The sequence below is a fragment of the Thalassospira marina genome (assembly GCF_002844375.1).
Classification (GTDB): domain Bacteria; phylum Pseudomonadota; class Alphaproteobacteria; order Rhodospirillales; family Thalassospiraceae; genus Thalassospira; species Thalassospira marina.
The window spans coordinates 733,104-754,435 of the sequence record NZ_CP024199.1 but is presented as its reverse complement, the minus strand read 5'-3'; the positions used below and the strand labels follow the sequence as shown (position 1 = coordinate 754,435).

The 21,332-nt window shown below is 54.6% G+C and carries 19 protein-coding genes and 1 riboswitch; of the genes, 10 read left to right on the top strand and 9 right to left on the bottom strand.

The window, feature by feature from the left end; genetic code table 11:
- The first annotated feature begins 101 nt into the window (after window positions 1–101).
- A complete protein-coding gene (locus CSC3H3_RS24955; protein ID WP_101263778.1) occupies window positions 102–845 on the top strand; it encodes a YfdX family protein in 744 nt (247 codons plus the stop codon).
- A 54-nt stretch (window positions 846–899) separates the two neighbouring features.
- Here CSC3H3_RS24955 and CSC3H3_RS03340 read toward each other — a convergent pair whose 3' ends face one another.
- The 5 genes from CSC3H3_RS03340 to CSC3H3_RS03320 form a co-directional block, all read right to left on the bottom strand.
- Complete coding sequence (locus CSC3H3_RS03340; RefSeq protein WP_101283694.1) at window positions 900–1,667, bottom strand: ABC transporter ATP-binding protein; 768 nt, start codon at window positions 1,665–1,667, stop codon at window positions 900–902.
- Entirely contained in the window at window positions 1,664–2,698 is a 1,035-nt protein-coding gene (locus tag CSC3H3_RS03335) for a FecCD family ABC transporter permease (RefSeq protein ID WP_101283692.1), read from the bottom strand. The genes CSC3H3_RS03340 and CSC3H3_RS03335 overlap by 4 nt, the downstream gene beginning before the upstream one ends.
- 2 nt (window positions 2,699–2,700) lie before the next feature.
- Window positions 2,701–3,726 (bottom strand): ABC transporter substrate-binding protein, encoded by a 1,026-nt coding sequence (locus CSC3H3_RS03330; RefSeq protein ID WP_101283690.1) that lies wholly within the window; start codon window positions 3,724–3,726, stop codon window positions 2,701–2,703.
- 156 nt (window positions 3,727–3,882) lie between these two features.
- A riboswitch (cobalamin riboswitch) is annotated at window positions 3,883–4,084 on the bottom strand.
- A 71-nt stretch (window positions 4,085–4,155) separates the two neighbouring features.
- A complete protein-coding gene (locus tag CSC3H3_RS03325) occupies window positions 4,156–5,490 on the bottom strand; it encodes a type II toxin-antitoxin system HipA family toxin (RefSeq protein ID WP_101283688.1) in 1,335 nt (444 codons plus the stop codon).
- Window positions 5,487–5,741: a helix-turn-helix domain-containing protein gene (locus CSC3H3_RS03320; protein WP_101283686.1), complete on the bottom strand. Its 255-nt coding sequence runs from the start codon at window positions 5,739–5,741 to the stop codon at window positions 5,487–5,489. The genes CSC3H3_RS03325 and CSC3H3_RS03320 overlap by 4 nt, the downstream gene beginning before the upstream one ends.
- A gap of 286 nt (window positions 5,742–6,027) precedes the next feature.
- Between CSC3H3_RS03320 and CSC3H3_RS03310 the strand changes: the two genes are divergently transcribed.
- The 3 genes from CSC3H3_RS03310 (at window position 6,028) to CSC3H3_RS03300 (ending at window position 9,579) form a co-directional block, all read left to right on the top strand.
- On the top strand, window positions 6,028–7,635 hold the full coding sequence (locus CSC3H3_RS03310) for an OpgD/OpgG family glucan biosynthesis protein (protein WP_101283684.1): 1,608 nt from the start codon (window positions 6,028–6,030) through the stop codon (window positions 7,633–7,635).
- Window positions 7,636–7,772: 137 nt separating this feature from the next.
- Window positions 7,773–8,696 (top strand): AraC family transcriptional regulator, encoded by a 924-nt coding sequence (locus CSC3H3_RS03305; protein WP_101283682.1) that lies wholly within the window; start codon window positions 7,773–7,775, stop codon window positions 8,694–8,696.
- Window positions 8,697–8,829: 133 nt separating this feature from the next.
- Complete coding sequence (locus CSC3H3_RS03300) at window positions 8,830–9,579, top strand: SDR family oxidoreductase (protein ID WP_101283680.1); 750 nt, start codon at window positions 8,830–8,832, stop codon at window positions 9,577–9,579.
- 149 nt (window positions 9,580–9,728) lie between these two features.
- Here CSC3H3_RS03300 and CSC3H3_RS03295 read toward each other — a convergent pair whose 3' ends face one another.
- The gene (locus tag CSC3H3_RS03295; RefSeq protein ID WP_245881254.1) at window positions 9,729–10,193 is read right to left on the bottom strand and encodes a nucleoside deaminase; all 465 of its coding nucleotides are present in this window, start codon (window positions 10,191–10,193) and stop codon (window positions 9,729–9,731) included.
- A gap of 290 nt (window positions 10,194–10,483) precedes the next feature.
- Between CSC3H3_RS03295 and CSC3H3_RS03290 the strand changes: the two genes are divergently transcribed.
- The 6 genes from CSC3H3_RS03290 (at window position 10,484) to CSC3H3_RS03265 (ending at window position 17,330) form a co-directional block, all read left to right on the top strand.
- The gene (locus tag CSC3H3_RS03290; protein WP_425444977.1) at window positions 10,484–11,206 is read left to right on the top strand and encodes a gamma-glutamyl-gamma-aminobutyrate hydrolase family protein; all 723 of its coding nucleotides are present in this window, start codon (window positions 10,484–10,486) and stop codon (window positions 11,204–11,206) included.
- Window positions 11,203–13,149 (top strand): pseudouridine synthase, encoded by a 1,947-nt coding sequence (locus CSC3H3_RS25135; RefSeq protein ID WP_101283678.1) that lies wholly within the window; start codon window positions 11,203–11,205, stop codon window positions 13,147–13,149. The genes CSC3H3_RS03290 and CSC3H3_RS25135 overlap by 4 nt, the downstream gene beginning before the upstream one ends.
- Window positions 13,149–13,718 (top strand): 16S rRNA (guanine(966)-N(2))-methyltransferase RsmD, encoded by a 570-nt coding sequence (rsmD, locus tag CSC3H3_RS03280; protein ID WP_101263766.1) that lies wholly within the window; start codon window positions 13,149–13,151, stop codon window positions 13,716–13,718. Before CSC3H3_RS25135 ends, rsmD begins: the two co-directional genes overlap by 1 nt.
- A gap of 187 nt (window positions 13,719–13,905) precedes the next feature.
- On the top strand, window positions 13,906–14,496 hold the full coding sequence (locus CSC3H3_RS03275; protein WP_101286075.1) for a helix-turn-helix domain-containing protein: 591 nt from the start codon (window positions 13,906–13,908) through the stop codon (window positions 14,494–14,496).
- A 128-nt stretch (window positions 14,497–14,624) separates the two neighbouring features.
- Window positions 14,625–15,782, top strand: coding sequence for an MFS transporter (locus CSC3H3_RS03270; RefSeq protein WP_101283676.1), 1,158 nt, complete (start codon window positions 14,625–14,627; stop codon window positions 15,780–15,782).
- Window positions 15,783–15,875: 93 nt separating this feature from the next.
- Window positions 15,876–17,330 carry a serine hydrolase domain-containing protein gene (locus CSC3H3_RS03265; RefSeq protein WP_101283674.1) on the top strand — a complete coding sequence of 485 codons (1,455 nt, stop codon included), beginning with the start codon at window positions 15,876–15,878 and terminating at the stop codon, window positions 17,328–17,330.
- A 102-nt stretch (window positions 17,331–17,432) separates the two neighbouring features.
- On the opposite strand, the gene CSC3H3_RS03260 is transcribed toward CSC3H3_RS03265, so the two are convergent.
- From CSC3H3_RS03260 to CSC3H3_RS03250, 3 genes are all read right to left on the bottom strand, one after another.
- Entirely contained in the window at window positions 17,433–18,902 is a 1,470-nt protein-coding gene (locus tag CSC3H3_RS03260) for an AMP nucleosidase (RefSeq protein WP_101263763.1), read from the bottom strand.
- 1,318 nt (window positions 18,903–20,220) lie between these two features.
- Entirely contained in the window at window positions 20,221–20,463 is a 243-nt protein-coding gene (locus CSC3H3_RS03255) for a hypothetical protein (protein ID WP_101263762.1), read from the bottom strand.
- Window positions 20,463–20,990 carry an RNA polymerase sigma factor gene (locus tag CSC3H3_RS03250; RefSeq protein ID WP_101263761.1) on the bottom strand — a complete coding sequence of 176 codons (528 nt, stop codon included), beginning with the start codon at window positions 20,988–20,990 and terminating at the stop codon, window positions 20,463–20,465. The genes CSC3H3_RS03255 and CSC3H3_RS03250 overlap by 1 nt, the downstream gene beginning before the upstream one ends.
- Window positions 20,991–21,332 lie beyond the last annotated feature (342 nt).

Genomic DNA, 21,332 nt, shown 5'->3' with positions numbered 1-21,332 from the left:
GATGTCGCTGATAACGACATGCAGAACGGCCCATCGACCATTACCCCGTCCAGGACCGCCTGTTCATCATGTCAATCGGGTTATTGCAAAGGATTACCATCATGAAAAATCTGTCACGCAACATCGCCATCGTTACCCTGGCCTTTGGTGTTTCCGCCCTTGCCATGGCACCGAATATTGCCAGTGCTGCCGAAAACGGCACCTACCCGGCAATCGTACCCAACAATACGTCGGGTCCCCATGGTGCCCGCAAGGAATATGACATCTGGCTGGCTCAGCACCCGGAAAGCCCGACCAACCAGGCCACCGTTTCGGAATATAATGACAGTTTTGTTCCCAATAACGCATCCGGCCCGCACCGTGCGCGCAAGGAACACGATATCTGGCTGGCACAGCAGGCCAAATTCACCCAGCCCGATCCCAACAGTGCCGCAATGAAAGCCGATTTCTCGAAAAAAGGTGAAACCGTATTGCAGCAGGTTCACCAGGCCCGGGTTGCCCTTTCGGCTGGCGACCACGACACCGCCAAACAGTTGCTGCACAATGCCCGGGCAACACTTTCGGACATGTATGATGACGGGGCCAATGGCAATATCATCATTACCGGACCGCTGGTTTTTGATCAGGACTTTGCCGCTGGCAACCAGGCCAAGGGCAATGCCCAGCTTAGCCAGGTTGTGCTGCCCTTTGGCAAAACCCGTGGCAATCTCGACCTGGCCTACACCCAGTTGATCAACAGCCACCCGCTTCAGGCCAACCAGACGCTTGGTCTTGTCGAACAGGACCTTTCTGTAACGACAGCACAGGTTACAACCGGCTCCATGACCAGCAGTTCCAATTCCTGATCCTTCGTGATCTTATTTAAAATGCCGGGACCTTGCATTTTGCAGGCCCGGCATTTAACCGTTCAGCGCGTGATAGCGAATATGGCAACGCCCCTGCCCGTCGGTTTCAACCGCGGCTGAAATGCCAAATACAGTTTGCAATAATTCGGGCGTTAAAATTTCGGCCGGGCTGCCAAGGGCCACAAGGCGGCCTTCGCTCATGACGGCGATACGATCACAAAACATGGCGGCGTGGTTAAGGTCATGCAGGGCGGCCACCGCTGTTACCTTCAGGGTGCGGACCAGTTCCAGCAACCCCAATTGATGGCGGATATCAAGGTGGTTGGTGGGTTCGTCCAACAACAGGTATTTCGGCTCCTGTGCCAATGCGCGGGCAATATGCACGCGCTGCTTTTCCCCACCCGAAAGGGTTTGCCAGTAGCGATCGGCCATATGGGCCATATCCACATCCACCAGCGCCTGGTTTACCTGTTCATCATCGCGTGGTGACCAGGGCGATAACAGGCTTAGATAGGGTGTGCGCCCCAGCGATACGGCCTCGCGTACGGTAAGGCGGTCGGTTGTATCGGCCTGCTGTTCAACAAAACCAATATTTTGCGCCAGCGTGCGGCGCCCCAAACGGCGCATTTCCGCCCCGCCCATCAGGGCCTGCCCGCGAAACGGCCGGCGCACCCCTGAAAGGATCGACATCAAACTGGTCTTGCCTGACCCGTTCGGCCCGATCAGCCCCAGAAATTCGCCCGGTGTCACCTTTAACGATACATCGGAAATGATGGTGCGGTAGCCCGCCATCCAGGTAACATCGATCAGTTCCAAACTCATCGCAGCACCCTTCGATGACACAGGATCAGGGCAAAGGCTGGCGCACCAACAAGGGCGGTAACAACGCCAATCGGCACCACCTGGCCGGGCACGATAATGCGCGAAACAATATCCGCCCCCACCAGAAACAACGCCCCGATCAGGGCCGCCAGCGGCAATAACAAACCATGCCGCGCGCCGACAAAAAACCGCGCCGCATGTGGAATAACCAGCCCGACAAAGCCGATAGAACCCACAATACTGACCATCACCGCCGTCATCAGCGCGGTTGTGCCAATCAGCACAACATGCACACGCCGCACCGATATCCCAAGTGACGCGGCAGATTCCCGGCCAAAGGTAAATGCATCAAGCGCACGTGAATGCCAAAGGCACACCAGAAGGCCCAGCACAATCACCGGGACAGCCAGGCTGGCATCAGGCCAGCGCACGCCACTTAAACTGCCCAAAAGCCAGAACATGATGCCGCGCGCCTGTTCCGCATTGGCCGATTTCGTAACGATAAAGGATGTCAGGGCGTTAAACATTTGCGAACCGGCAATCCCGGCCAGAATAATACCGCCCTGCCCACGCCCGGCCTGCAAGGCCAGCAGGCTGACAAAAACAAAGGCCAGCAGCGCACCGGCAAATGCACCCATCGAAAGCGTCAGCATGCCACCGCCCACCCCCAGAATGACCACACTTACCGCCCCGGTCGATGCCCCAGCCGATATACCCAGCAAATAGGGGTCCGCCAGGCTGTTGCGCAACAAAGCCTGCAATACCACGCCCGAAACTGCCAATCCTGCCCCGCAGGCCGCCGCCACCACGGCCCGGCTTAACCGGTAATTCCAGATGATACCGGCATCAATCGGGTCGATATGGCGGTTGGCACCGAAGATATGGTTTGCCAGCGCATCGATCACGGTTTGGATGGGTATCGGCGTTTCCCCGATCGAGGTTGCAAATGCCATTGCCACAGCCAGCAACATCAGCGCGATGAAAACCGCGCTGATGCGTTGCCAGAAAGCTGTCTGTGCAAACAGGCCCATGCCTATTTATCCAGCCCAAAGGATTTGATCGCCTTTGCCAGCTGTTCGATGCCATCAATGGTACGAATGGTCGGGTCCATTGCCAGCACTTCCATCACCACCACATGACCGTTCTTGACGGCCTTCATCTGGCTTGCGACCGGGTCGGTTTTAAGGAAGTTCATTTTCAGTTCCCAGTCATCGGCGGGGAAACGGCGGCGGTCCATCTTCGCAATCACGATAATGTCGGGGTCGGCACGGGCAATGGTTTCCCAGCCCACTGTTGGCCATTCATCATCGCTTTGAATAACGTTTTTAATGCCCAGCACGCTGGAAATGTAACCCGGTGCACCTTTTTGCCCGCCCACATACGGGTCGGCATGCAATTCCGAACTGGAAAACCAGAAAACGGCGGAAACATCGTTATGTGCCAGCCCGGCAACATCTTGGCGGGCAGCCTGCTCGCGCTGTTTTAAATCCGCAATCAGTTTTGTGCCGCGATCTTCGACATCAAAGATGCGCGATAAATCTGTAATCGACTGATAGATGCGATCCATTGAAAAGGCATCGATGCGTGTGCCATCACCGCCTGTGGTGTTGTCCTTGCCCACGCAATCAGCCGGGGCGGTGTAAACAGGAATGCCCAGTTCATCAAACTGTGCCGTGGTACCAACAATGCCACTTGGCCCGACATGCCACTGGAACTGGGTTGTCACCATATCGGGGCGCTGCCCCACCACACTTTCAAAGGACGGGTCGTTATCGGCCAAACGGGGAATTTTGGCATTTTCATCGGCAAATTGCGCCATGACCGGGTCAAACCACACAGCCGTCCCCACCACCGACGATGACAGGCCAAGTAAATAAAGAATTTCCGTATTGCTTTGCCCCAATGACACCACACGTTCTGGCGCATGATCAAAGGTAATGGTTCGGCCGCAATTTTGTATTTCAAGGGGATATTGGGTTGCCTGCGCAGAAGCCGCAACACTGATCAGGCCCGCTGCAAACACCCCGGCAGCAAGGACCCGTTTTAAAACGCTGGTCATTTCATGTCCTTTCAAAGGAACACCAGTTACATCCAGCGACAAACCGGTGAAATACCAGCAAAATCAAAGAAAATCCGGCAAAACCGCCATAACAGGAAACACAGTCGCCCCGGCAATGGCATATCAGCAGGACATCTCCGGGGCACCCCGCCCAGTCTGTCGTCACGATTGCCGGCAGGTCTCCTGGCTCGCGGGTCACAACATGTTCCTGGCCTTCCCGGGGTGAACCCCAGTGGCATTTTCAGGACATGCTCGCCGCATACAGTTGCGGGGGCAGCTTCGTTTCGCTGTCTGATAAATCAAAACAGCACTGAATTCCCTTTTATCCAAAAAGGATACCGGCAAAAAATGGTGTCACACACAGGCACCTGATCGTCAAGGCGTATGATCGTATTGACCAGATCACAAATTACGCACCTAAACCGAAATTCAACCTTCCAGTTGGGCATCGCGGGTCAGGCCCAAACCCAGCATTCGATGCCGCATCTTGATACCGCTCACCAGCGCGTCACATAAATCTGACGGAAAATCATTGGGCAACACGGCAATTGCTTTATCAATTGCAGCAGGCATATCATTGAAAATTCTGGTCAATAAATCCGATACCAGGGCCACACCCAAACCCGCTGCCTTTGCCGATTGCAGGAAATGACGCGGAAAAATTTCATCAATGCGATAATGATTGTTCGCCCCGACAGACATTGCCAATCGAAATTGATGATGCCGAATTTGCCCCTCATCAACCGCCTGCTGCGCGGACAAAATGTCGTATAAAGGTGTCATCGCAAAACTTGCGCCCGGTTGTAAAAACAGGCTGAAATTTTTTGCATGACCATCCGTTGCTCCTAAAATCCAAAACAGGATCTGGGCTTGAAAGAATGCAAGCTGATCATTGATTGGCGTATTACTGCCTGACAGCAACGCTGTGCAGGATGTTATATCAGGTCCGCCATCTGTCTGGTATTTCTGGCTCGGCGGATATTTCAAGGCCTGGCAAAAATCCTCCTGGGGGAGCCTTATCAACGCTCCCCTGTTGGTCCAGCGCCGATCAAACCGTTCGACAATCAGGGCGCGCGTGTCGTCGAAATCGTGGATTTCAACGTTCGCCACGTTTGCCCCCATCGCACGGCAAAACTGCATACAGAAAAATTCGTTTTCCACGCTATGGGATAAATTAACGCCGTTCGGCAACTGGCCTAATTGTGTTTTGACGATATGGGTGGTTGGCGTGGAACCAAATGGACGCAACCATTTGCCATCTTTCTTCAAAAGGGCCGTCTTTTCCTGCGCGCCAGCAATCGAAATTCTGAAATCATCTTCCGCACGAATCCCCAAGGGCGCGGTCGACAGATTTTTAATCATCCCTGCAATTTGACTATCGCTCAGGACTCCCCCTGTTATCTCTGGCGAAATTTCATTACCGGTGTAATCGACAAAAAATTGTAAGGCACCGACGCAATCACGACCGATTTTCTCCAGCATATGATAGGCATCTGTGCCGCCAGCCCCCACTCGTGCTGCCACACGCTCCCGGATATTCTGATTATCGGGCAACAAATTTTCCAGATAGGAAATTACTGGCGCACCAATATGGGCCTGTGCCTGCAAGGGAAGCGACAGTGAAATTGGCAATGCATATTCCCAATCCAGCCAAGCCTGATCGTATCGAAATGCCACCGCGCCACTGGCAGCCATAGCAACTTCACCAACAGGTCTTCCGTTTAGAACAACTGTCAAAGGCGGCTTGCATCGCGTCGACCTCACGAGAAAATATCCTCTATGCTGGGTCGGCTTTCCTGAATGCGGTTCTGAACAACAAATTCAAGATCAAGGGCTGCCATGACAGAGATCAGCGTACGCATTTGCGTGCCCGGGTCCCCATTTTCCAGCGATGAAATAGTGGCGATACGCAAATTGGTTCTTGCGCTGACATCTTTTTGGGTCATGCCTTTGGCTTTGCGCACACGTCGCAAGGCATTACCAATCTGGTCTGGCGTTCGGGCTGTAATTTTCATGGACCACCTTTTATTACGCTATGGCGTAATTTATATCATTTTACGCCATAGCGCAAATTTTGCCATATTACGCTATAGCGTAAAAGAAAATTCCCAACCATCCTCTCGCTAAAGCTTCCCCTCAAATGTCAATCGCACAAAATGATGTGCTGCCATCGAAAACGGGATCAATTCAAAAACTTGCGCGTTGGTATATTTGGCCGCGAATTCGCCATGCTTTGTCCGAATTGCCACCACAGTATTTCGCAAGTTTGTGCAAATCAAAAATATAACAGGGATAATTTCGATGGACACTTCTGCTCAGCGTCGACAGTTTTTGAAGTCCGCTGCGGCTGCCGGGTTGGTATTGCCGGGCATGTCGCTCTGGCAGCAGGCCTTTGCCGCCGATGCCGTGAAAAAGCTGGAACTGGGAAAAAAACAGAAATTCAGTTTTGACGCGCTGGTCGAACGTGCCCGCAAAATGGCGGCAAAACCCTATGTCGCACCGAAAACGCCAGACAAGGCAATCCTTGAGCAGATCGATTATGCCGAACACGGCAAATTGAAATACAAACGCGACTTCGCCCCGTTTTCCGATGGTTCGGGCACCTATCCGGTAACCTATTTCCATATGGGCCAGTTTTTCCAGAAACCGGTGCATATGTTCCTGCTTGAAGACGGTAAATCGCAGGAAGTGAAATACAAAACCGACTATTTTGACATGCCCGCCGACAGCCCGGCGCGCAAGCTTTCGGAAAATATCGGTTTTGCCGGCTTCCGCCTGCATGAAGACATTCACCGCGATGACTGGAAAACCCAGGATTGGGTCGCCTTTTTGGGCGCGTCCTATTTCCGCGCCATTGGCGATGAAGGGCAATATGGCCTGTCTGCCCGCGGTATTGCCATTAACACCGCCACCCCGCAGGGCGAGGAATTCCCCGATTTCACCGAATTCTATATCGAACCGGCCAAAAGTGCCGAAGACCCGGTTACGGTTTATGCCCTGCTTGATGGGCCCAGCATCACCGGTGCCTATCGCTTTTATCTGACGCGGGGCAAAGGCGTGACGATGGATGTGGAAAAATTCCTGTTCATCCGCAAAGACATTGAACGTTTTGGTGTTGCCCCGCTGACCAGCATGTTCTGGTATTCGGAACAGAACCGCCCATTCCGCATGGACTGGCGCCCGGAAGTGCATGATTCCGACGGGCTTGCCTTGTGGACAGGCGGGGGCGAGCGCATCTGGCGCCAGCTTAACAACCCGGAATTTACCCGCGCATCCGCCTTTGGCGATGACAACCCGCGCGGCTTTGGCCTGATGCAGCGTGATCGCGATGTCAGCCATTATCTGGATGGCGTGCTGTATCATCGCCGTCCCAGCCTGTGGGTGGAACCGCTGGGCGCCTGGGGTAAGGGTGCCGTGCAGCTTGTTGAAATTCCGACCGATGATGAAATTCACGACAATATCGCCGCTTTCTGGGTGCCGGAAGCCCCGGCAAAGGCAGGCCAGTCCTATGATTTCCGTTACCGGCTATACTGGCAGGCACATAATCCTTACCCGCTGGAAAAACTGGCCTATGCCAAGGCAACCCGCCTGGGCCGCGGCGGACAGGAAGGTTTGCCCCGCCCCAAAGGCCTGACCAAATTTGTGGTCGATTTTGAAGGCGATATTCTGGGTACGCTGGCATACGGCGAATATCCCGAAGCCATTATTTCGGTATCGCGCGGTAAACTGTCGCGCATCAAAACCGAACCGATCCCCGATACCCGCCTGTGGCGCGCGATTTTTGACCTGGAGGTCGAAGGCAACGACCCGGTTGATATGCGCATGTATCTGAAACGTGGCGACGCCCCGCTTTCGGAAACCTGGATGTTCCAGCATCTGCCCGGCCTTAAAAACTGGGATTCAAATTAAAAACCTGCACAAGAAGCATTGCAAACCCCGTCTCAATGGCGGGGTTTCTTTTTGGCCGTTGGCGGCAAAGCCGTTAAGGCGATATGCTGTGCAGGCTAATTTTCCCACCCGAGATCCAATGAAAGACCCTGCCCCGCATGTCCGACCCGCTTGCCGAGATTGTTTCGCTGTTAAAGCCCGATGCGCCCTTTTCAAAAATGGTTAGCGCCGCAGGAAGCTGGCGGGTGGAGCGTTATGAAACCGGCAAGGTCTATTATGGCATGATGCTAAGCGGGCAGGCCTGCCTGAGCGTTGAAAACAAAGAACCAGTCATTATCGGCCCGGGTGATTTTGTATTAATCCCGGCGGCCTACAGTTTTAGTATGGCAAGTGTTGACCCGGCACCGCCACCGCGCGGCGTGGCGCAATTGCCCGTCAAACTTGAAGATGGCACATTTCGCGTTGGCCGGCAGGATGGCCCGCCCGATACCCAGCAATTAATCGGCTATTGCGTGTTTGATTCCCCCGATGCTGCCGTGCTGGTGCCGCTGCTGCCCGACATGATTGTGGTGCGCGGTGAAAACAGGCTGGGTGTGCTGGCAAAGCTGGTCGCCGACGAAGCCCGCGCAAACCGCCCGGCGCGCGAAATTATCCTGCAACATCTTTTGGAAGCCTTGTTGATCGAAACCCTGCGATCCGCCCCGGAAATGAAGGCAAGCCCCGGCTTGCTGCGCGGGCTGAGCGACGAAAGACTAGGCACCGCCCTTCGTGCCCTGCACGAAAAACCGGGCCATAGCTGGACCATCGCCGAACTTGCCAAACGTGCCGGTATGTCGCGTTCCGCCTTTTTTGACCGTTTTCAAAAATCGGTCGGCATTGCCCCGATGGATTATTTGCTGAACTGGCGCATGTCGCTGGCCCAAAGAATGCTGCGCCAGAAAAAATGCACCATCGCCGAAGTCGCCCAGCAGGTGGGGTATGGATCGGCCAGCGCATTTAGCGTGGCATTTTCGCGCCATGTTGGCTGCCCACCGGCACAATATGGGCGCCAGGAAATCCCCAAACCTGAAATGCAGGAATGATCCATTAACATGCGATTTGGGCACCCCATCGCAAGATTGGACTGATTCGAACGAATTATGGATTACCTGTTATAGATGATCCGGAATTTGCAAATTATATCATGGACGGTTCCCCCGACAGAAAGGACTGTCCATGAAAACGGTAATGATTACAGGTTGTTCATCTGGTTTTGGCCTTGAAACCGCCCAATATTTTCTCGCCCAGGGCTGGAAGGTCATTGCGACCATGCGCAAACCCGATGACGCGGTTTTACCCCCTGCTGAAAACCTGCAGGTTCTGGCCCTGGATGTAACCAGCGAAGAAAGCATCAAACAGGCAGTCGAGGCCGCCGGTGAAATTGATGTTCTGGTCAATAATGCCGGTATCGGCTGGCTTAATGCGGTTGAAGCCACATCGATGGATATCGTACGCCAGATTTTTGAAACCAACACATTTGGCACCATCGCCCTGACCCAGGCATTTTTGCCGCAATTCCGCGCCCGCAAAAGTGGTGTCATTATCAACGTTACCTCGTCGGTCACGTTAAAACCGCTTCTGATGCTTGCGGTTTATAGTGCCAGCAAGGCAGCGGTAAATGCCTTTACCGATTCCCTGGCGCTGGAACTGGCACCGTTTAACGTGCAGGCCCGTGTTGTTCTTCCGGGACGTGCGCCGACAACCAAATTTGGCCAGAATGCCGGTGTTCTGATCAATAATAATGGCGGTTTCCACGACGCCTATAACGACCAGATCCAAAGCGTTTTTGCCAATTTTGAACAGGAACCGGCCGATATGGTGACCCATAGCGAAGACGTCGCCGAAGCCGTGTGGCAGGCCGCAACCGACCCGAACTGCCCGACCCGCCTGCCAGCCGGGGCCGATGCAGTTGCCCTGTCCAAATAAGCCATCAAATGGCCAGGCGTTTTACCAAAGCACGCTAAGATTTATTGGCAAATATCGAATTAAAGACTGCCGATAAACAAATAAAACCGGCCCGTTTCACCATAAACGGGCCGGTTTTATTCTAACCAACAAGCGCAGAAATCGCAGGACTACCGGCGCGCAGCAAAAAATTCGCGCAACAAATCGGCGGCTTCGGTTTCGCCAATACCGCCATAAACATCGGGCTGGTGATGGCAGCTTGAACTTTGATAAATGCGCGGGCCATGGTCCACACCACCGCCTTTGGGGTCATAGGCACCAAAATAAACCCGGCGAATGCGGGCAAAGGAAATGGCGGTTGCGCACATCGGGCAGGGTTCCAGCGTCACATATAAATCGCACCCCGGCAGGCGGGGCGCACCGCGCTTGGCCGCTGCCGCCCGAATGGCAAGAATTTCGGCATGTGCGCTGGGGTCATTGTTGGCTTCGGTCAAATTCCCGGCTGATGCCAGAACCTCGCCCGTTTCCCCATCAACCACCACGGCGCCAACCGGTACTTCACCGCGCGCGGCGGCCGCCCGTGCTTCCTGCATGGCAAGGTCCATATAGGGGTTTGATGGGGTCGTATTGCTCATGGGCGTTGACTGTTTCCCTGGGGCTGAAACCGGAAATTTCGCACATCACACATTTGCCAGCCCCGGCCAGCACATGCATGCACGCATGACGGATCTGTTTTAGTGACCTGTTTTCAATTTGTCATGTAATGCCTATGATCAGGCGCACTTACCATTGCATGAAATGGCCTGTTTAAAAGCAGGACGGGCCGTGATTGTGAAAAAGCGTGCTAAAAGTAACGATAAACCCGCCCGGTTGAATGATAGCCGTTGCCCCTACTCTGAGAGAAGGCTAAACAGCGCCCATGAGCATCCAGAAGAAAAAACCGATTATTGGCATCACCCTTGATTCCGAAGAGCCCGGTGGCTATTCGAAATTTCCGTGGTATGCGCTGCGCCAGAATTATGCCGGGGCCGTTGTGGCCGCAGGCGGCATTCCCATGCCCCTGCCCCACGAGGTGGAACTGGTTCCCGAACTGCTGGAACTGATTGATGGCCTGGTTGTAACAGGCGGCGCATTTGACGTTGACCCGTCCCTGTTTGGGGCCGAGGAACGCCATGACAGCGTGATCACCAAGGACCGCCGCACAAAGTTTGAATGGGCGATGGCCGAAGGGGCGTTAAAGCGCAACATGCCGGTATTGGGTATTTGTGGCGGGCAGCAATTGCTGAACGTTATTCTGGGTGGCACACTTATTCAGCATATCCCCGACAGCGTTGAAAACTGCCTGCCCCACGAACAGCCCAATCCCCGTGACGAGGCTGGACATGACGTAACAGTGGAAGCAAACACCCTGCTGGCGCGCATTTGCGACAATGTAGATCATTTATCTGTCAATTCGGCCCACCATCAGGCCGTGGCAGAAGTTGGACCGGACGTGATCATCAATTCCCGCGCACCCGATGGCGTGATCGAGGGCATTGAACATCCCGGTTATCGTTATTGCCTTGGGGTGCAATGGCATCCCGAATTTCACATCAGCACCGGAGATGCGAAAATCTTCGACGCCCTGATCATTGAGGCCCAGAAATGACTGACAAGGCTGACAACGCCCCGTCACAGGAAAACCTGCATACCGAAGACGAATTTGATGCGGAAATGCCGCAGGATGATTTCGGTGCCGATGCAGAAAAAGACGCCAAAGATAGCGCCCCGGCAGAAGAACTGCCGCGCGAACGCATTGCCAAGCGCATTGCGCGGTCTGGCGTTTGTTCGCGCCGCGATGCCGAACAGCTGATTTTGGATGGCAAGGTAAAGCTGAATGGCAAACGCCTGGATACGCCAGCCGTTACCGTTAGCGACGACGACATTATTTTCGTCAATGATGCGCCCCTGCCCGAAAAACAGAAACCGCGCCTGTGGCGTCTGTTTAAAAAACGCGGACTGGTCACCAGCCACCGCGACGAACAGGGCCGCGAAACGGTATTTGACAATCTGCCACCCCATATGCCGCGCGTCATTTCGGTTGGCCGGCTTGACCTTAATTCCGAAGGCCTGCTGCTGCTGACCAATGATGGTGAACTGGCACGGTATCTGGAACTGCCATCAACCGGCTGGGCGCGCCGTTATCGCGTGCGTGTGCATGGCTTTATTGATGAAGCCAAACTCAAACAGCTTGAAAACGGCATCACCATTGATGGCATCAATTACGGGTCCATCCAGGCCGAAATTGATGTTCAAAAAGGCACCAATGCCTGGATGACCGTAACGCTGCGCGAAGGTAAAAACCGCGAAATCCGCCGTGTGATGGAACATCTTGGCTGGCCGGTAACGCGCCTGATGCGCCTGTCCTATGGCCCGTTCCATCTGGGTAAAATGGCCCCGGGTGAAATTGATGAAATCACCGGCAAGGTGATGAAAGAACAGCTTACCGGCTTTTTCAGCGGTGAAGGCGGCAAGGCCGATCCGGACCGCGATGGCCGCGCGACCAAACCACGCCCGAAAAAAGCCGCCCCGGCCCGCAAACCGGCCGACCGCAGCAAGGAACGGTTTGACCGCCCCCGCAGCGATGATGATGCCAGTAGCTTTGGCAGTTCGGCCCCGCGCCGCACGGGTGGCGCACGCCCGTTTAACCGCGACCGCCAGGAACAGGGCAGCGGAACCGGAACCGGAACCGGCCAACGCCGTGGTTTTGGCAGCCGCGATGATGCACGCGGCCAGGACCGTAACAATGATTTCCGCAATGATCGGAATGATCGTCAGGACCGAGGGGATAGCAATTATCGCCAGGATCGTAGCGATCGTACGGATCGGAACCAAAACCCCAATCGCAGTTTCCGCAATGAACGCAACCGCGATGATTTCAGCGCTGGTGGTGAACGTTCAGAAGGCGGCTATCGTGGCCGCAATAGCCAGGGCAGCGGCGCACCGCGTGGGCAAGGACGCCCGGATAACCGCGCAGGCCGGGATGACCGCAACGATCGCGCAGATCGTAACGACCGCACAGAGCGCACCGGGCGCAATGATCGTGGCGACCGTAATGACGGCTTCCGGGGTCGCCAGGATAGCCGCGATAATCGCGACAACCGCGATGGAAACAATACAAGCCGGTCATTTGGCGGTAACCGGAACCGCAATAATGATGCTGATCGCAATGATGGCTTCCGCAGCAACGACCAGGCCGGTGGATTTGCCGGGCGTGGTGGCCGCAGCGGACGCCGTGACCAGCAAAACCGCAGCGATGATTTTGGCGATACCAAACGCGGTTCCGGCCCGGAAGCACGTTCGGGCCGCCCGGTAGGTCGTGGCAAACCCGATGCACGGCATGACCGCGACGAGGGTGATAACACCCGCCGCGATACAACCAACCGTCCAACCAACAAAGGGCGCGGCCGTTATGCCGGTGGCAACAGCCAGAACAGCCGTCCAAGCGATCGCACCAGTGACCGGTCAAATGACCGCACCAATGGCCGCCCTGCCGGTCGCAATGGTGGCCGCCCGACCGGTGGCAATGGCCGTCGCGGGGGTGATCGTTAATGCGCATTGTTGGTGGCAGTCTGCGTGGCCGTAACCTTGCCTGCCCGGCAGGCAAGGATGTCCGCCCGACCCTGGACCGTGTTCGCGAAGCCCTTTTCAACATTCTGTCCCATGCCAGCCGCTGGTATGACGACGATGAAAACCCGCTTTATGACGGCATTGTTCTTGATGCGTTTGCCGGGTCTGGCGCGCTGGGTCTTGAGGCCCTGTCACGCGGGGCGCAGCGGGCCGTGTTTTTTGACCGCGACAGCAAGGCCCTTGCCGCAATTGATGAAAATATCAAAACCCTGAAACTGGAAGACCGCGCCAGCGCCCGGCGGGCCGACGCCACCAAACCGGTAAAGGCAAGCGCGCCTGCCAGCCTGATCTTCCTTGATCCGCCCTATCATCAGGATTTGATCACGCCATCCATTCAGGCCCTGCGCGCAGCGGGATGGATTGATGATAAAACCCTGATCATCGCCGAACGCGACCCGCGCGACGCGATTACAGATATTGCCGGTATCGACATACTTGATACCCGCAAATATGGCCGCTGCCAGATCGATATCATGCGGTTATACGCCTGAGCATCCGCCCTGATATTGGCCCGCAAATCAGCGCTATAACACTACTATCCCCTGCCCCGCTGCCATGACATGGCCGGGGCAGCGGCATTTCTGGCCCCGGATTGCACAAGGCATTTTGCCCATCCACCTTGAATGCCAGTCGCCTGCACGGTATTCTGCTGCCCGTTTGATAACAGCCCGCAGCGCCATGACAGATACGCCTGACATCGCCGATGACATTACCCGCTTTGGCCAGAAATTGCGGCATTGGCGACGCACGGCCGATATCAAGCAACAGCGGCTGGCTGATATACTGGGTGTGACGCAGGCAACGGTTTCGCGCTGGGAAAAGGGTGTGCAATCCCCGGCACCCTTCCAGCAAAAACTGCTTTGCGACATGATGACGCGCAACCGCAATTTCCGGCTCGATCATGCCCTGAAACGGCTGGTCACACAGTCCAGCGAGCGGGTACACCTGATCGAGGATCGCAGCCATCGCCTGCTCTGTTCATCCAAACCGCGCCAGCGCGAATGGCAGCGCGATGATATTGGCCTGTTGGGGCAATCCTTATGGCGCTATGCCACGGTGGAAATTGCTGCGGCGGAAAAGAACCTGCATCACATTGGCTGGCATGATGATCAGGCCGATCATGTCATGTTTGCCAATTCCGCCCGCGAAGGTGCGCCCATGCGCATTATCGACCGGTATATTTTATGGGAACGGTTTTACCTTTCAGACGGGCGTGCCGTGCGCCTGACCACCGGGTTCGACCAGAAACCCCAGGGTAACCAGGCATAAGGGCCTTTTCTGCCCCTGTCCCTGCCCATAACCCGCCCCGCCCCAACATACGCGCACGCATATTTCATACGTGGCCGCGCCAGCCCCAAACAGGTACAAGCACGCATCCCCAAGCAGGAAGTGATGCGATGCGTGCCTTTTTACCCATGTTATTCCTTTATGGAACCGGCTTATGCGCCTCGATGCAGGTAGGTCTGGTCGGCCCGATTGCCAATATGTTGCGCGGCCAGTTTGACCTGACACAGGCGCAATTCGGGCTGGTGGCATCGCTGATCACGGCGGCGGGGGCCATTTGTGCAACACCTGCTGGCGTTTGGGCCGCCCGGCTGGGCCTGAAACAGGCGGTCATTGTTGGTGCGATTACCATCGTTTTGGGGGCCATTGTTTTTTCTCAGGCCAATCATGTGGCGTTTTTATATATCGGCCGGTTTCTAACCAGTTTTGGCTATCTGTTAATTGTGGTGGCCGCCCCCAGCTGGATGACCCATTTGGGCGACCGGCGCACCGTGGCCCTGGCCATGGGTTTATGGGGGACCTTTGTGCCCGTCGGCATTGCCATGGGCACCTGGATCAGCGCCGGGTTAAGCGCGTGGCTGGGCTGGCGCATGGCGGTTCTGGGTTGTGCGATCCCGGCACTTGTTTGTGTTATTCCGTTAATGATGCGGGCCAACCCGCCGCGCGAGGGTTTCAACCGGTCGCTGGCAAAAGGCATTTCGGGCGTATTGCGCGACAAAAACGCCATCGCCATTGCCCTGACCTTCGCCATTTTTGCCGGGACCACATCGGCTACTGTGGCCTTTATGCCCACCATGCTGATGGACCGCCTTGATATCACCCTGACGATTGCGGCCACCATTATCGGTATCACCACCATTGCCGGGAATATTGCCGGGTCGCTTCTGGGTGGTATCTTGCTGGGGCGCAATATTCAGGGGCGGTTATTATTGCTGGTTGGTCTGCCCTTAATGGCAAGCAGTATTGCAATTATTTACATGGCACCCAATCTTGCCACCGTCATTGTTGTTTTATGCGCCTTCAATATTGGCCAGGGCATTGTGGCGGGCACCTGTTTTGCCCTGCTGCCGCGTATTGCAGGCAATAACCTTTCGATGCCGGCCCTGCAGGGAATGCTCGCACAGTTTGCCGAAATATTCGTGGTCATCATCCCCCCTGTTTCCGGCCTGATCATTGATGATTTCGCCTGGACCGGCGCGGCCATTGCCTTTGCCCTTTTTTACCTTGCCTCGATGGGTGTGGCCGGCCGGCGGATCGCCATTATGGCATGAATGGGGTATTTCACGTCCTTGCGGGAACGCCACTTGACCAAAAGGTGAAAGCGGGCGACTTTCCTTGCGCGAAATTAGGGTAAAGGATGTGGAATGGCCTGGCTGAAAGCCATATTTGTCGGTTTGGTGCTTCTGATTATTGTGGCCGTTTCCGGTTTTTTCATCTGGCTGGCGCCTGTTGGCGCGGGATATACTGCCAAAGTCATGTGTTCGCGCATCTTTGTCAGTGGTTTATCATCCGAACGCGCGCTCGATGAAGATGTCATGGCCGACAATAACAGCCTGCTATCGCTGATTACCGCCAATATTGACCTGCGCCACCAAACCGTCAGCGCCCATGCCTTTGGCTTTCGCACCCGTGTTGCGGTTTATCGCCCCAATATGGGCTGCACCCTGACCGACCCCGAAAACGCCGCCGCCCTTCAAAATACCGCACCCGTCCTGCGGCCGATCACGCCCCAGCCTTTGCTGACAGCCCCCCTGCCACCCGGTGTGGAGCGTCGCAAATTCAACAATATTCTGGCCGCCGCCATGGACGAGCCATCGGTTGAACCCAGCCGCCGCACCCGTGCCATTGTGGTGTTATACAAGGGCCGCGTGGTTGCCGAACGTTACGGCGAAGGGATTACCGTCAATACCCCGCTGACCGGCTGGTCGATGACCAAAAGCGCCTTTTCCGCCATTTTGGGGCGGATGCGCATGACCGGCATGTTACCGCCGCTGAATTACCCGGTCAGCATCAATGAATGGGATACCCTGCCCGACGATCCGCGCGTCAAAATCACCTATGACGAACTTCTGCAAATGAGCAGCGGCCTTGAATTTGACGAAAGCTACTGGAACCCGCTTGCCGATGTGGTGCAGATGCTTTTTGTTGCGCCCAGTGCAGCCGGGCTTGCGGTTTCCAAACCGCTGGCAAAAACACCGGGAAGCGAATGGCAATATAGTTCGGGCACGACAAATGTGCTTTCGGCCGCCATGCGTAACCTAAGCAATTCCAGCCAGCAATATCTGGCACTGCCTTCCGAATTGCTGTTTCGCCCGCTTGGCATGGACCATGCGGTGATTGAGGCCGACAGCGATGGCTACCTTGTTGGCTCAAGCTTCATGCATGCAACCGGGCGCGAATGGGCCAAACTGGGCCAGCTTTATTTGCAGGATGGTGTCTGGAATGACACACGCCTGCTGCCCGAAGGCTGGGTTGCCCATGCCACAACACCGGCACCGCAGGCGCCTAACGGCATTTATGGCGCGCATTGGTGGCTTAAACTGCCATCAGAGGGACAACAGGCCGCCGATACCCCAGCCATCCCTGCCGACGCATTTTTCGCCCTGGGCCATGATGGCCAATCGCTCAGCATTATCCCGTCACGCGACCTGGTCATTGTCCGCCTTGGCCTGACGCGCAACAAAAAGGCATTTAACCTGCACCGCTTTGTTGGCGAGGTTTCAAACCTGTTTCCCGAACATGAGGATGCCGATGCATCCGGCGACGGTGAAAACACCCCAACAGGTACAGACACCGGCAATAATGGAACGGCGAATTAAGTAAAACGCCCCGTTACCAAATAAAACAAAATATTCAAAGCAAAGGCCCCGCCAGAAGCATCCGACGGGGCCTTTGCTTTGTGATTTATGCGGACAGAAGAATTACCGGAAAGCAGGCTCGTCTAGCGAACGCAGCTTGCGGGAATGAAGCTGGTTAACTTCGGCGCGCAGGGTTTCGATGGTCTGCAGGCCGATTTCAAGATGCTGGCCAATCCGCTGGCGATAGAAATTGTTCGCCATACCAGGCAGCTTCAATTCACCATGTACCGGTTTGTCGGAAACACACAACAGCGTGCCATATGGCACACGGAAACGGAAACCATTGGCGGCAATGGTGGCACTTTCCATATCCACGGCAATCGCACGGGCCTGGTTAAGGCGCACGAACAATTCGCTGTAACGCAGTTCCCAGTTGCGGTTATCGGTGGTGGCAACGGTGCCGGTGCGCATACGCGCCTTCATTTCCTTGCCCGTCAGGCCGGTAATTTTGGCAACGGAATCTGCCAGTGCCACCTGCACCTCGGCAATCGGCGCGACCGGTATCCAAAGCGGCAGGTCGGAATCCAGGACATGGTCATCACGGACATAACCATGCGCCAGCACATAGTCACCCAGAAGCTGGCTGCGACGCAAACCGGCACAATGGCCCAGCATCAGCCAGCAATGCGGGCGTAGTACCGCGATATGGTCGGTTGCAGTTTTCGCATTTGACGGCCCCACCCCGATATTAACCAGCGTCACACCCAGCCCGTCTTCCCGGATCAGGTGGTACGAGGGCATTTGCGGCAGCTGTTTTACTGCTTCGCCCCCTGCCTGCCATTTCTTGGGCGCGTTTTTGCGCACATGAACGGCCGGTCCAGGCTCGACAAAGGCGACATAGGGGCTTTTGGGGTCTTCCAGTTGTGCCTTGGCATATTCGATGAATTCATCAACGTAACGCTGATAGTTGGTAAACAGCACGAATTTCTGGAAATGTTCCGGCAGGGTCGCGGTGTAGTGACGCAAACGTGCCAGCGAATAATCCACCCGTTCGCCCGAAAACAGCGACAGGGGCTTGGGCACATCACCATTGCGGACATGCACGCCATTGGCGATGTCATCATCTGTCCGCGCCAGGTCGGGCATGTCAAAGGTCATCTGCAACTGGCGAATGTCGGTCGGGCCGATGGCATCGGTCGCGGTTTCCACCAGAAACGGCACCGGAATGGGCCGGTCGGACACACCGACAACAACCGGGACATCGTGATTTTTCAGCAGAAGTTCAATCTGTTCGCGGTAATACTCCTCAAACAGGTCCGGACGGGTCAGCGTGGTGCCATAAACACCCGGATCGCGCGGCGCCCCATAGGAAAGCGTGCTTTCAACATGCAGCTTTTCGGGCGGAACCTCGATGCCAAGATACGGGTAATAGGCGCGCACGGGTGAAGTTTGCTGGCCATCGCCAAAACGGGTGAATGCTTCGCGAACGGCCGTTGCGCCGGTATTGTAAATATCGCGAATACGGGCCAGTGCCCTGTCCGCATCGGTAAATTCAAATAGATCGCGAACCGATCCGTGAATTCCGGATACCATGATATTGCTCCTTTTTATTTTTTTTGGTTGTGAGCGCGAGATTTATCACCGCTCAACCCGGTTCTGGCAACCCCCAATTGCGCAATCGTGAAATGCATTTCCCCCGCGCCCGCATCATTTACGGGCTGCAGGCGGGGCTGAAATGCGCACAATTCCGCACGATTGGACGTACCCAATCGTGCAAGTGTGCCCGCTATTTTCAAAAATTCCAAATGACAGTTTTCCCCAATTCGGGAAAAGAGACTGGGATATCAGTGATTAGCAGGTGCCAGATTGGTTCAATGCCCGGATCAACGCAATCGCACAAAGCAGGAGCATGATCGCCGGCATTCCGCCGACCTGCAAAAAAGCACCATTAAATGACCAATGGTCATATGCATCATCTTGAAGCCGCCAAACACCGCCCCAATATCATGCGCACACAAACGGCTAAGCCAACGTACAACGCCAGGATGGCACGACGCAAAAGGAGAAGGCGGGCTGGGATGCAGGCAAAAAAAGGGGTCGGGGCAAAAGCACCGACCCAAGAAAGGGGCTGATAAGACGTTGAGGAAAAAGACCACAACCCCGGTTCGGCAAGAGGCACACTTGCCGAAAACCAATAAATGACTACTGGTCATTTGTTTTAAATACGTGAAAACGCAGCGGAACGCAAGCCTGTAAACGTTCCAGACGTGCTGTTTTCGCGTTTGCAACAAATTCATCACAGTTTTGATCCATCCCCCGCCGATAGGACCGTGCAGGGACGCTATTTCACCCAGGCGCACCAAAAGAACCGGCTGCAACGCGCCTGCGGTCACCTTGATAAACCAAGGCGTGCCAATCGTGCGTGTAACCGGCAAGCAGCTTTCACATTGTGATACAGAGATACGCAAGAAAGCAGGCAATCACTTTGTAAAACGGGTAAAAGCCGGGAAGACAGATAACGAAGAATAACTGACCGGCAATCACACTCTCGCAACATGATGCCGCGTCATTTCACCATCGCGACAAATCTGTCCGGCAACACGGTCATTCAACCATGGGTCGCAGCGGCAAAAACCCAGCTAAAAGATTAACCACCATATACTTTCGATTATGTTTGACGTAATTTGCGATTCGTCGATAAACCGAAACTTTCAGGGCCCGAGTCGCAACGTCTAAAAAGTAGAAACAACACTACAAAATACGCGCTAAAACCTTGTTAAATCGACAAATTTTGAACTATCAAATAAATTTTTAAGTAAAAAGAGGCCGGTCCTTGTAAAAGAACCGGCCCAATTCGGGATTGAACAAAAAAGACGTTGAGGGAAAAGATGACAATCCCGTGTGTGGTAGTCTAGTGAAGCAAGCCAACAGACTTGGCTAACCTCTTCAATCTTTGTACGCGGCGATATTGAAGAAAGTCGACCATATTTGTGTCGCTCACGTGACCTTTTTCAATATCGATGATCGTTTTGGCTGCCATTGGGTCACTTTGGACAAGCTGTTCGATTTCGTGCTTGTCAGCATCCGTTTCGATCTTGCCATGTACATAATTCAGAATGTCTTCCCTGCCATAGATAGCAAGAATTGCTGCCATTAACTTGCCTCCGATACAAAGCGAGATACGTGTTCACGTGCTTCAATTTGACCAACCATGCCACGCAACTTGCGGCGTGCACGGCCTACACGTGATTTTACTGTGCCAATTTCAACATTCATGAACTCGGCGGCGTCCTGATAGGACATTTCGTCTACAGTGGTCAGAAGAATGGCCTGACGCTCCTGCTCGGGAAGCTCTTCGAGAACGCGGTCTGCATCGCGAAGCTGCAAACGTGCCATCTGGTTGCTGCCATGTCCGTAGACATCACCAAGATCATCCCAGTCGACATGATGACCACGGGTCTTGGCACGGCGCACTTCAGAAATAAACGTATTGAACAGGATCCGGTGCAACCATGCTTTCAGGCTGGTGCCTTCCTCGAACTTGTCCTGTTTGCTAATAGCTTTAAGCAGGGTGTCTTGAACGAGATCGTTCGCACGATCCTGAGTACCAGTCAGTCGATAAGCATGACGACGCAGTGCTGGAACATGATCTTCAATTTCATTCATTACCTGGCCCGACATCACAACCTCCGTTTTTTGTTGATGACCCAACCTAACAAAACTCAGAGATATTCCAAGTAATTTCGTATACTTCACTACATCAACACACTCCCAATACACAGTATAAACAACTAACTCATGGTGATTAACATCATCACTCTCAATAACATCATCACAATACATACGTTATTCACTTTGATTACTTTACGCATATTGATGAACGTCCGTATTCTCAGGAATTTCAGTATTGTGGTTGAGTTACGGAGAAAACAGCGGTAACGTCACTTACTCAAAAATTTCTGAAACCAACGAATATCAACGGTTTCCGCGGCACCCTATAAGGACGCGGATGAGCAAAGGAGC